Here is a 12,785-nt window from a genome sequence, read left to right as displayed (position 1 = left end):
CCCCACGGTTACACTGCGTCTTTGACGCAACACCACAAAGGTTCCCCCATGAGCACCGCTACGCTCAAGACCCGCCTCTCCGACGCCGTCAAGGACGCCATGCGCGCCAAGGCGGTCGAGCGCCTCGCCACCCTGCGTTTCCTGCTGGCCGCCGTCAAGCAGAAGGAAGTCGACGAACGCCGCGACCTGACCGACGCCGAGATCACCGCCATCATCGAGAAGCAGGTCAAGCAGCGCCGCGAATCCATCGCCGCGTTCGAGCAGGCCGGCCGCACCGAGACCGCCGAGCAGGAAAAGGCCGAACTGGTCGTGCTGCAGGAATTCCTGCCGCAGGCCGCCACGCCCGAGGAAGTGTCTGCCGCCATCGACGCCGCGCTGGCCGAAGTGGCCGCGCAGGGCGTCACCGGCGCCCCGGCCATGGGCAAGGTCATGGCGCTGCTCAAGCAGTCGCTGGCCGGCCGCGCCGACATGACCGCGTTGTCGCAGCAGGTCAAGGGCCGGCTCGCCTGAGCATGGCCGGCGCCGCCGACACGCTGGACGCCCTGGCCCCGCCGCTGCGCGGGGCGATCGGCGACTGCGTGGCGGCGATCAACCTGGCGCGGCAGCATTTCGAGTCGCGCTATGACGCCACCCTGTCCGATCCACTGCGGGCCGACCCGGCGGCCCTGCGCCGCCTGTCGGACGCCATCGCGCCCGTGATCGAACGCCTGGCCGCCGAGCCGGACAACGGCCACGGCTGGGGCGCGGGCGGCGGCTCGGCGCTGGGCTACCGCGAGCCGCGCCCAGTGACGTTGGGCCTGTGGCGCGGCAGCCATGGCCGCCCCGGCGACGCCGATGGCACGCTGGATTACACCCGCTGCCTGTACCTGCTGTTCCAGGCCACCTGCCTGGCGCCCGCCGCGATGGCGCAGGCCATCGCGCCGCTGCGCGACGACATCGTCTTCAATCACATCACCCTGCACATCATCGAAGACGCGCTGGCACTGGCCCTGCACTCGGGCGCCAGCCAGGCGGCGCGCGCCGCCGCGGCCGAACCCTACATCCAGCAGTTGCGCGTCACCCATATCTTCCGCGAGGAAGACAACCGCTACCAGGGCTACCGCATCCTGCTGCGCGACGCGGCCGACCATGGCGACGCCGCCGCCGCGCTCAAGCTGCTGCCCCAGTGCAACACGCGCAGCGAGCGCCACGAGATCGATACGATCAAGAGTCGGCTGGTGGCCGCCGTCAGCGCCCGCGACGGCCTGCAGGCCGCGCTCGATCTGTGCGCCAACAAGCGCATCGGCCCGGCCTGCCGCGAATATGCGCTGCAGCCGATCATCGACGCCGGCGACTACGACGCGCTGCGGGCCGCGCTGGCGCAACACCCCGATCTGGCCACGCCCGACAACGGCGACGGCCTGAGTGTCCTGGTGCCCGCCTTCTGCGTCCGAGAAAAAGGCGCCGGCGCCTCGCGCGATAGCCAGGAATTCGACGCCCTGTTCGCGCGCGTCGATGCCATGGATCCCAGGCTCAAGCACGGCGACGCGCGGCTGCGCGACTGGCTGCTGCTGGAACTGGGACTGGCCTGCGCCAACGACCCGGCCTACGTCGCCCGCTGCCGCAAGGCCATCAAGAACGCCTCGATCAAGCGCGAACTCGACGCCGCCTGACAGCGCGCGCTGCCCCCGCCCCTCAGAACGCGCCGCCGAACAGATCCGGCTGGCGCGTCTGCTCCTGCGGGTCGGCGAAATTGCTCATGCCCACGCCGGCCAGCCGGTACAGCGTCTGCGCCGGCAGGTCGACACGCTCGCACAGCAGCCGCGCCAGCGCCGCCAGTTCGGCGGCCGACGCCGGCGGATGCGGGCTGGTCTGGCTGCGCGTCAGGATGCGGAAACGGTCGGTCTTGAGCTTGAGCACCACCGTGCGGCCCAGCGCGCCTTTTTTCAGCGCCTGGCTCCAGACCTTCTCGGCCATGCGGTCCAGGGCCTCGCCGATCGCGTCCAGCCGCACGTCTTCGGAAAACGTGGTCTCGGCCGACACCTGCTGCAGCGGCTGGTCGGTCTGCACCTCGCGCTCGTCGATGCCGCGCGCCAGCTCATACAGGCGGCGGCCGTAGCGGCCAAAGTAGTGTTCCAGTTCCTGGACCCCATGCGTGGCGAGGTCGCCCACCGTCTGGATGCCCAGTTGCTCCAGGCGCGCCTGCGTCACCTTGCCCACGCCCGGCACCTTGCGCACCGGCAGCGGCTGCAGGAATTCCAGCACCCGGTTCGGACGGATCACGAACTGGCCGTCCGGCTTGTTCCAGTCGGATGCGATCTTGGCCAGGAACTTGTTGGGCGCCACCCCGGCCGACGCGGTCAGGCCGGTCTCGGCGCGGATCTGCTGGCGGATCACCTGCGCCACCTCGGTGGCCGACGGCAGCCCCAGCTTGTTGACGGTGACGTCCAGGTAGGCTTCGTCCAGCGACAGCGGCTCGATCAGGTCGGTATGGCGGGCGAATATCTGGCGGATCTGGCGCGAGACCTCGCGGTAGCGGTTGAAGTCGGGCGGCACGTAGACCGCCTGCGGACAGAGCCGCTGCGCGCGCACCGCCGACATGGCCGAATGCACGCCGAAGCGGCGCGCCTCGTAGGACGCCGCGCACACCACCGAGCGCGGCCCGGTCCACGCCACCACCACCGGCTGGCCGCGCAGTTCGGGGTTGTCGCGCTGTTCCACGGAGGCGTAGAACGCGTCCATGTCGATATGTACGATCTTGCGGGTGACGTCGCTCATGTCGGCGGAAAACGGATCGGCGACCGCATGGCGCGCACACGGGCGCGAAAAGTACGGTCACCGAAAAAAACGGCCATGGCCGCCGCATCCTCGCGGGCCGGCGGCGTAAAAGTGGATATTATGACCGCCAAATTCCCGTCGTTCCCTTTCCCTGCGTGCCCATCTCCATGACTGCAACCGCAACCCCCGCCACCGGCGAATATTTCGGCCTGGCCATCCCGTTCATGAGCTTCATCGGCCTGGTGCCCGAAAGCATCGCGCCGGCCTACGCCCGCACCTCGCTGCCCTGGCGCCAGGACCTGACCAACAGCCGCGGCGACGTGCACGGCGGCACCCTGATGAGCGTGCTGGACTTCACCCTGAGCGCGGCCGCGCGTGGTTCGGCCGATGCCACCGAGGGCATGGCCACCATCGACATGAACACCACCTTCCTGTCGCCCGGCACCGGCGACCTGGTGATCGAGGCGCGCTGCCTGCGCCGCGGCGGATCCATCGCCTTCTGTGAGGGCGACATCCGCCGCGCCGACGGCGAACTGGTGGCGCGCGCCACCGCCACCTTCAAGATCATCCGCCGCCGTCCCGGCGGCGACTGAAGCGGCGGCCCGGTCTGCGGCGGGGTCCGGACACCACATTATCGGACTCGCCGTGAGACGCCAATCCATGACAATGAGCGCTCCCGAATGCCTCATTGAAAGCGCCGCATGGATTGCAAACACAAGCCGCCCAGCATCCGCCACGTCACCGCTAAGGCCCCCGGCGGCCGCTTCCGCGACAGCCTCGGCCCGTTCCTGGGCCGCGCGTCGATCGTGATGGCGGCGCTGGGCGCCACGCCGCTCCATGCTTCCGTCGTCGGCACCGACCTCCCCTATCAGACCTATCGCGACTTCGCTGAAAACAAGGGCGCCTTCCAGCCGGGCGCCCAGGACATCCCGCTGTACGACAAGGCGGGCAAGCCGTATGCCAGCTTGAATCGCGCTCCCATGATCGATTTCGGTTCCGTGGACCGGACCGGCGTCGCCACCCTGGTGTCGCCCGGACACATCATCAGCGTCAAGCACAACCGCGGCTATCGGCGCGTGATCTTTGGCAATCGCGACGACACCACCTACACGATCGTCAACCGCAACGAACATGCGCGGCTCGATTTCCATACGCCCAGGCTTAACAAGATCGTGACCGAGGCAGCGCCCCTGGACATGACCCGCGCCGGCAGATTGCCCGTCTATGGCGACCAGACCCGCTTTCCCGTCTTCTATCGCGTGGGGGCCGGCCACCAATACCTTCGGGACCGGGCCGGCAAGATCACCGACCTCCAGCGCGCCTACTTCTACCGCACGGGCGGCACGGTCGGAAGCCCTTTTTTTTCGTTCTGGACATTCCTTTCCCATTCCGGCGACCTCTACGACCCGGCCCAGGGACCGATGGCGTCCTACGGCGTGCCCGGCGATAGCGGATCGCCGCTCTTCGCCTGGGACGCCCGCGACGGCAAATGGGTCGTGCTGGGCGTGTTGAGCGGCTATACCGAGATAACCGGAATCACCACCCACCATACGGTGATCCCCCTCGAAGACATCCTCGACGTCATGCAGCAGCGGACCGCGGCGCCCGTCATCACGGCCCCCGCCGATGGCGACCTCCTCTGGACCCACGACGAGGCCACCGGCGCCGGCGCGCTGACCCAGGGCCCGGCCTCGTGGGACGTGCGCGGCCGGCTCGACGCCGCCGGCCCCGACGCCCTGGACAACGGCCAGGACGTGACGTTTCAGGGCGGCGGCACTATCGTCCTGGCGCAGCCGGTGGACCAGGGGGCCGGCGCGCTCACCTTCGACGGCGACTACACCGTCAAGCCCGCCGATATCCAGACCTGGCGGGGCGGCGGCATCGTCGTGAACGAAGGCAGCACGGTCAACTGGCAAGTCAACGGCGTCGAGGCGGACAGCCTCCACAAGCTGGGCGCCGGCACCCTCAGGATCGCCGCCACCGGGGCCAACCCCGGCAAGTTGAATGTCGGCGACGGCACGGTCATCCTGGCGCAACAGGCGGATGCGGCCGGAACGCAGCAAGCGTTCAGCGCCGCCCGCATCGTCAGCGGTCGCCCCACCCTGGTGCTGACCGACGGCCGGCAAATCGATCCCGACAACATCAGTTGGGGTTACCGCGGGGGCAAGCTCGACATCAACGGCAACGACCTCGTCTTCCATCAATTGAACGGCGCCGACGAAGGCGCCATCCTCGCCAACAGCGGCCCGCTGGCCACCGTGAACCTGGACTTCAGCCGGCCCGGCGTCACCCACGCCGCCACCATGTGGCATGGCCATTTCGCCGGCAACATCAACATCGCCAATACCGTCGATGCGAGCGCCCAAGACAGCTTCGCCATCGATGGCGGTATCGACACCACCGGGACGGTCGTCCAGCACAACGGCCAGCTTTACCTGCAGGGACACCCGGTCACCCATGCCGCCAGCACGGTCGCCATCGCGAACAAGCTCAAGGCCACGGGCGATGATTCGGTGTTGACCCAACCCGTGTCCTTAACGCAACCCGACTGGCAGACACGCCGGTTCCGCATGGCGTCGCTCGAACTGCGGGACGCGGACTTCCATCTTGGCCGGAATGCCGACCTCGCCACCGATATCCATGCCGACCGCTCCTCCGTCACCCTCGGCAGCAGCTTCGTGTACATCGACCTGAACGACGGCAATGGCATCAAGACCACGCCGACTGCCGGTGAATCGAAGGCCGGCGACGATGCGGATCGCAGCCGGTTCAAGGGGCGGGTGACGCTGGCGAACCACTCCACGCTCCACATCGCGGATTACTTCAGCGGCGGCATCGATGGCAGCGACAGCGAAACGTACATCGCTTCGGCCCACACGGTGCTGGACCGCCCCAGCCGGTTCGCCGGTTCCCGGGTGCGCCTGCAGGACAACGCCAGGGTGACCAGCCATGCCGGCATCATTTCCGATGGCGTGGTGCAAGTGGAAACCGCTGCCGCGCTGTCGATGCTGGCCGCGGCCGCCGCCGATGCGCCCTGGACGACCTACTCGGCCGCATCCTGGGCCCTGACCGGCCACGACAGCCGCCTCGATACCGGGTCCCGTACCCGCCTGTTCGGCGACATTCTGTCCAGCCACGCCGCGCACATCGACCTGGGCGGCAGCGAACCCGCCGCCCAGGACGGGCCGCGCGCGGCCTATGCCGGTGACATCGCGGCGCCGGCCTCCGACGTGGCCATGCGAAACCTGTTCTGGCAGGTGAAGTCGGCATCGTCGGCAAAATCGGCGCAGCTCGACCGCGTCCAGGTGGATATGGCCAGCGGACCTGGCTTCACATCCCTCAGCGTCGATTCGCTTGCCCTGGACGACAGTCGGGTGTTCATGGCCACCGACGGCCAGTCCGCCGACCGCATCACGGTATCGCAGTCCCTGACCGGCCAGAACAACGCGCTGCATGTCCGGCTGGCCCCCTCGCTGGCTCCCGCCCTGACCCGCTCCTCGGCCAATCCCGCCGCGCCCGTCGTCCTGGTCGCCGCGCCCAAGGGCTCCCGCAACGACGTCTTCACCATCAGCGCGCCCGAGCGGGAGTTCGCCTTCCATCGCCTGATCCCGCTGGTGGGCGTCGTCGAGACCGACACCGCCACGCAATGGGTGCTGCAAGGCGTCGACAGGCGGCGGGTCGAAAAAAACGTCGACAACGGCCGCAACTTCATGGACGTCCACTATCGCAATTTCCTGACCGAAGTGAATCACCTGAACCGCCGCATGGGGGACCTGCGCGACGCCCCTGGCGAGACCGGCGGCTGGGCCCGCGTGATGAGCGATTCCGGTTCGGCCCGGACCGGCTATTCGAACCGCTATACGCTTCTGCAGATCGGCGCCGACCGCAAATTCACGTTCAGCGGGGCCAGCGTCTTCGCCGGCGCCACCTTGACCCACACCGACAACCGCTACAGCGGCGACGCCTTCTCCGGCCAGACCCGATCCACCGGCGGCGGCCTCTACGCCTCGACCCTGTTCCGCTCCGGGCTGTATATCGACGTGATCGGCAAATACCTGCGCAACCTCGACCGCTACGCCATGCCGGCGATGGGCCTGTCGCGTCAGGAGCGCAGCTCGCATTCCTGGTATCTCGGCGCCGAAACCGGATGGCGCCTCGCCGTCGCCAAGGGCATGTACGTCGAACCCCAGGTCGAACTGGTGTACGGCGCAGTGCCCGGCCACCGCTTCGACTGGCAGCACAACGCGTCCAACGTCAGCGTGCGGCATGGGCGGGACAACCCGTTGATCGGGCGCGTCGGCGTGGCGGCCGGCAAGACGTTCCAGGGCGCGCACTGGGAACTGACCTCGTTCGCGGGGCTCAGCTACCAATACGACCTGCGCGCCCCCGGCGTGACAGTATTGCGTGACGATGCCGGCGAAACCCGCGTCAGCCACGGCAAGGATGGCCGGATGCTGATGGAGCTTGGCGTGAACGCCAGGATCAGGAAACACACCCGGCTCAGCCTGGGCTTCGAACGCTCCGCCTTCGGCAAGTACAACGTCGACAAGGCGGTCAACGCGAACATGCGCTACGCCTTCTGAGACGCGGGCATGCAAAATCATTCCTCGCCCCGCCCCCTGGGGCGGGCGACTGGCCGAACAAGCGAGCAGCAACAATATAGGACTCGCGCGCCACATTATCAGACCCGCGGTGGGACGCTATTCCCCGACAATGAGGACTCTTCATCAAGCCTCATTGACAGCGTCCCATGGATTGGACACACCCGCCACTCGCCGCCGCCGCGGCACCTCCCGCCCCGGGTAGGCGCACCCCGTCCCATGCGGGCGGCCCACGCCCCTGCCCCGTGACGCCCCCGCGCGAAGGGCAACTCCGAGCGATGCCGGCCAAGCCGGGCTGACGTCTGCGCCCTTGCCGGCGCCCGCGCATCCCCAACCTCCGCAATCCGCTTCAACACTCCCGACGCTCAACGGCGCCGGGGCGAGCGCGTGCGCCCATTTTTCCTCGCGTCCGCGCCCAGGAGAGGCGCAATAACCGGAAAGCAGTATGAACAAGATCTACGCACTGAAGAAAAACGCCAGGCAACAAGTCGTTCCGGTCGCCGAGATTCGGCGCGGCGTGAAAAAGACCGGCCGTTCAAGGCGCCAGCGAAAAGCGCTTGCGCTGTGCGGCGTGTCGATCCTGGCCAGCATGTTGGGCTCCCTCCCGCTTCACGCATCCATCGTCGGCACCGATCTCCCCTACCAGACCTATCGCGATTTCAGCGAGAACAAGGGCGCATTCCAGCCCGGGGCGACAAATATCACCCTGTACGACAAGACCGGCGTTCCTTATGCCGTCCTGGATCGCGCGCCCATGATCGATTTCAGCGGCGTCGACCGCAAGGCCATCGCGACGCTGGCATCGCCGCAGTACATCGTCAGCGTCAAGCACAATACCGCTTACGGCAGCGTCAACTTCGGTTATGCGGACGATACGCTCTATCGATTCGCAAACCGCAATAATGACGATTACGCACGCGATTTCCATAGTCCCCGGCTGGTCAAGATCGTGACCGAAGTGGCGCCGATGCCCCTGACAGCCGCCGGCACCGCGCAGGGCACCTACCAGAACAAGAATCGCTTTCCGGTGTTCTACCGGGTAGGGACGGGGTACCAGTATGTCAAGAACCGGGACGGCACGCTGACGAATCTCCAGGGCGCCTACCAGTATCGGACCGGCGGGACGATTGGTTCGCCCAGTATTTCCGATTGGAGTATTGTGTCGAGCCCCGGCAACACCTACAACCCCGCTCAAGGCCCGATGGCGTCATACGGGGCCCCCGGAGACAGCGGCTCCCCGCTATTCGCCTGGGACGCCAAGGAGAACAGATGGGTGCTGGTCGCTGTCACCAGAACGTACAGCGAGCCCCAGGGAGCCGCCAATTCGTTCGTGGTCATCCTCGTCGACGAGTTCAACGCCGTCATGGCAAAGAACCGCGATGCCCCCGTCGTCACCCAACCCACCCTGGGCGACATCCTCTGGTCCTATGACGCCGCCCAGGGCACCGGCAGCCTGACGCAGGCAGACAATGCATGGGCGATGCATGGCAAGCATGGCGCCACCATCACGGCGGCGCTCGACCACGGCAAGGACCTGATCTTCAGCGGCGGTGGCACCGTGATCCTGCAGAACTCGGTGGACCAGGGCGCCGGCTCGCTGACCTTCGATGACGACTACACCGTCAAGCCCGTCGATAGCCAGACCTGGATGGGCGCCGGCATTTTCGTCAACGACAATCACGTCGTCGATTGGGGCATCAACGGCGTGCCCGCCGACAGCCTGCACAAACTCGGAACCGGCACGCTGCGGATCAATGGCGTGGGGATGAATCCCGGGAAACTGAGCGTCGGCGACGGCACCGTCATTCTGGCGCAACGCGCCGATGCCGAAGGGCGGGTCCAGGCCTTCGATGCAATCCATATCGCCAGCGGCCGTCCGACCGTCGTTCTTGGCGATGCCGGGCAGGTCGACCCCGACAACATCAACTGGGGCTATCGCGGCGGCCAGCTCGATGTCAACGGCAACGATATCACCGCTCACCGTCTCAACGGCGCCGACAAGGGCGCGATCCTGACGAACCGCGGCGCGCAGGCGACGCTCAACCTTGACTTCAATCGCACGGATACCGTTGCAACCGATACCGCGGCAACCGATACCGAGGCAACGGCCACCGCTGCCATCGCCAATATCTGGCACGGCCATTTCACTGGCAATCTGAACGTGGTGAACCGCGTCGAAGCGGGCACGAAGAACGATTTCGCGATCGACGGCGGCACCCGGATCGCCGGCGCCCTGCACCAGACCAATGGACAACTCTTCCTGCAGGGCCATCCCGTCATCCATGCCGTCAACCAGAAGCCGATCGTCGCCAAGCTCAGCAAGATGGGGGACGACTCACTGTTGACCCAACCCGTCTCCTTCGACCAGGACGACTGGGAAACGCGGCATTTCACGATGGAATCCCTCGTCCTGAAGGACGCGGGGCTGCACCTTGGGAGAAATGCCACGCTCGCCGCAAACATCCTGGCGCAGAACGCCAACGTGACCTTGGGCAGTGACGAACTCTACATCGATCTCGAAGACGGCAACGGCGTGCAGACCCGGCCCGTACTGGGCAAGTCGAAGGCGCTCGCCCCGGCTGACCAAAGCCGTTTCGAAGGCAGGGTGCACCTGACGGACGGATCCACGCTCAGCATCAACCACTCGTTCATTGGCGGCATCGACAGCGTCGACAGCGCCATCCGCGTGGCCTCGACCCAGGCCGAGCTGACGCAGCCCAGCGAGTTCACCCGCTCCTTGCTGGAGCTGGCCGACGACGCCAGGCTGACGAGCCGCGCCGCCCTCCATTCCGACGGCGACGTGCAGGTTGGCTCGGACGCACTCCTGTCAATGCAGGCAGCGCCGCAAGATGCCGCGTCGTGGACCACCTACAGCGCCGCCGCTTGGCGATTGCAAGGCGCCCATGGCGCCCTCGACGCCGGCGCGGGCACCCGCCTGTTTGGCGACATCGTCGCGGATGACGACGCCAGCATCAACCTGGGCGGCGGCGATGCCGCCATCACGTCCGAGTCCACCGCTGCCGCGGTCTACGCTGGCGCTGTCAGCGCCAACCAGGCGGGCATGCGGATCCACGATGACGGCCACTGGTTCATCACCGGGGACTCGGCCTTGAATCGGCTACAGGCAAGCAACGCGCTACTGAGTTTCGGTGACAGCCGCCTGCTCGACCGCGATTTCCCGCCGCAGGCGAATTCCGCCAAGGCGTTGGCCATGGGCCTGATCGAGGCCACGCCCGCGAATCCGCCTCATGCCCTGACGGTCGACACGCTTGCCGCATCCGACAGTGTCTTTGTCTTTCGCGTGGATCCCTATAGCGGCGCCCATGACGAAATGACCGTCACCGCGCTGCTCGAGGGCAGCGGCAACCGCTTGCGGGCCGCCTATTCCGGCCAGGCGCAAGCCAGCGGTCCGGCACAAGCCAGGGAAACCCTGGTGTTCAGCGCACCCGCCGCCACGCCCGCGGATCGCTTTGCGCCGGAAAAGTACTTCGTCAAGAGCGATGCCTCCGACACCCCTGCGTCAAGCGATCCCTGGCGCAGCGGCCTGGCGGTCAGCCATGCGGCCGATCAACGGCAATGGTGGCTCATCAGCATGAGCGACGAAGCGCCGTGGAAGCTGACGGAGAATCGCGAGTTCGACTTGTTGCACCTGCCGACGGCGGAAAGGGTGGAGTTGTCGCAACCCGGACCGGCATGGACCCCGCATGCACTGCGGGTCGACACGCTGATTGCCAGCGGCGTGCGCTTCGCCATGACCGCCAGGCCGCAGACCCACGAAAGCGACAGTATCCATATCGCCTCCTTGGCGCAGGGCGACGACAACCGACTGGACCTTACTCTCCTCGTGCACGATCCGGTCCCCGCCGACGACAGCGGTGTCTTGCTGTTGGCGACAGCGCCCGCGGCCACGTTGGACAGCTACTTCAAGTCGGGTCCCGTCACGCAGGGACTCACGCTCTACGTGCCCAACCTTGAGATCGTCAGCACCGACACGGAGAAAAGATGGCAATTGACGTACAGGACGGTCGAACCGGTCGTCACGCCCGACCAGACGCCGCCCCCCGACGACGCGCCTGATGCGGCCACGCCTGACGAGGGCGATTCTGCCGAAAAACCGGCGGAGCCGCCGGTCGAAAAGCCCGTCGACCCGCCCGCCGAAAAACCGGCGGAGCCGCCAGTCGAAAAGCCCGCTGACCCGCCCGCCGAAAAACCGGCGGAGCCGCCAGTCGAAAAGCCCGCGGACCCGCCCGCCGAAAAACCGGCGGAACCGCCAGTCGAAAAACCCGCTGACCCGCCAGTCCAAACCCACAGGCCACACGCCGGGGGACTGTCGCTGTTCACGCCGTATTCATTGAGGCTGTCCGAACTGGGCATCCTGCGGTCGCGCGACGAGATCATCGGCCGCTTGCGCCAAGCCGGCATCGCCGCGGACGACGACATCGTCAACCAGATCAACGCGGTACGCCAGCAAATCAACCGCACCGCCGCGTTGGCCAGCCTGCCGAAGATCGCGTTCGTGCTGGAAACCAACCAGCTCAACAAACGCCTGGGCGACGTGCGTCAATTGCACGAAGCAGCCGGACTATGGATCAAGACCAGCCATGGACAGGCCGATTATCAGCAAGTGCGCCTGAAGCACGATACGCTGCAGTTGGGCGTGGACCGCAAGGATGGCATGCAGTTGTACGGCGTCATGGGAAGCTATACCCAAGGCTCGGGGCATGGCGATGCGGGCCTGTCGGAAAAGCACACCACCGGCGGCATCGGTGTCTACTATGCCTTGATCAACGAGGACGGCCCCTTCGTCGACTTCATCGCCAAGTACCTGAGGACCAACCATACCTACCACATGCCCGCCAATCTTCGCATCGAAGGGCATGGCGCGCACTCGAATTCGGTGCTGGCCAGCGTGCAAGCGGGATGGCGGATGAACCTGTTCAATGATCGCGCCTTCATTGAACCGTCAGTGGAAGTGGTCACGGGCTATACGAGCGGCTACACGCTGCATGGCGACAAGAGCACCGTCGACGTACGGGTCAATGCCAGCACGCCGGTCTATGCCAAGATCGGCGCCGCCGCCGGGCTGAATTTCCAGTCGGACGAACAACGCGGACTGACGCTTTCAGCCGGGCTGTTCCGGCTTCAGAATCTGCGGCGCGGCGGCAGCGTCGATGTCCTGAACAACAGCGTCCGAGGAGATATGCTGCGCACACCGATGGCTGACGACAGCCGCTATCTGGTCAATGTATCGCTCAATGCCAGGCTGTCGCCCAACTGGCGTTTCTATAGCCAGGTGGAAAGCAGCTTTGCCGGCAAACTGAAACACGACTACAGCGGCCAGGTGGGCGTGCGCTATCAGTTTTGAGGCGGAAAGGTTGGCCGGTCGGCCGGTCGGCCGGTCGGTCGGGCGCGGGCCCTGCGGCATCC

Annotated in this window: 6 protein-coding genes; 5 read left to right on the top strand and 1 reads right to left on the bottom strand. The window is 66.6% G+C overall.

Going from position 1 to position 12,785, the window contains the following annotated elements; translation table 11 throughout:
- The first annotated feature begins 48 nt into the window (after positions 1–48).
- Both HV783_RS19565 and HV783_RS19560 read left to right on the top strand, forming a co-directional pair.
- Positions 49–510, top strand: a complete 462-nt coding sequence (locus HV783_RS19565; protein WP_175189720.1) for a GatB/YqeY domain-containing protein — start codon at positions 49–51, stop codon at positions 508–510.
- A gap of 2 nt (positions 511–512) precedes the next feature.
- On the top strand, positions 513–1,652 hold the full coding sequence (locus HV783_RS19560; RefSeq protein ID WP_175189719.1) for a hypothetical protein: 1,140 nt from the start codon (positions 513–515) through the stop codon (positions 1,650–1,652).
- Positions 1,653–1,674: 22 nt separating this feature from the next.
- Here HV783_RS19560 and dinB read toward each other — a convergent pair whose 3' ends face one another.
- The gene (gene dinB / locus HV783_RS19555) at positions 1,675–2,757 is read right to left on the bottom strand and encodes a DNA polymerase IV (protein WP_054503813.1); all 1,083 of its coding nucleotides are present in this window, start codon (positions 2,755–2,757) and stop codon (positions 1,675–1,677) included.
- A gap of 167 nt (positions 2,758–2,924) precedes the next feature.
- Here dinB and HV783_RS19550 point away from each other — a divergent pair, with 167 nt between their 5' ends.
- The 3 genes from HV783_RS19550 to HV783_RS19540 all read left to right on the top strand — a co-directional run bounded on the left by HV783_RS19550 (position 2,925) and on the right by HV783_RS19540 (position 12,723).
- The gene (locus HV783_RS19550; protein ID WP_054503814.1) at positions 2,925–3,350 is read left to right on the top strand and encodes a PaaI family thioesterase; all 426 of its coding nucleotides are present in this window, start codon (positions 2,925–2,927) and stop codon (positions 3,348–3,350) included.
- A 108-nt stretch (positions 3,351–3,458) separates the two neighbouring features.
- Positions 3,459–7,340: a S6 family peptidase gene (locus tag HV783_RS19545; RefSeq protein WP_175189718.1), complete on the top strand. Its 3,882-nt coding sequence runs from the start codon at positions 3,459–3,461 to the stop codon at positions 7,338–7,340.
- 463 nt (positions 7,341–7,803) lie between these two features.
- Positions 7,804–12,723: a S6 family peptidase gene (locus tag HV783_RS19540; protein ID WP_175189717.1), complete on the top strand. Its 4,920-nt coding sequence runs from the start codon at positions 7,804–7,806 to the stop codon at positions 12,721–12,723.
- The last annotated feature ends 62 nt before the right edge of the window (positions 12,724–12,785 follow it).

It is taken from the genome of Achromobacter dolens (assembly GCF_902859745.1).
Classification (GTDB): Bacteria; Pseudomonadota; Gammaproteobacteria; order Burkholderiales; family Burkholderiaceae_B; genus Achromobacter; species Achromobacter dolens.
Note: the sequence above shows the minus strand (reverse complement) of the source record. Positions and strands in the feature narration are given on the sequence as shown.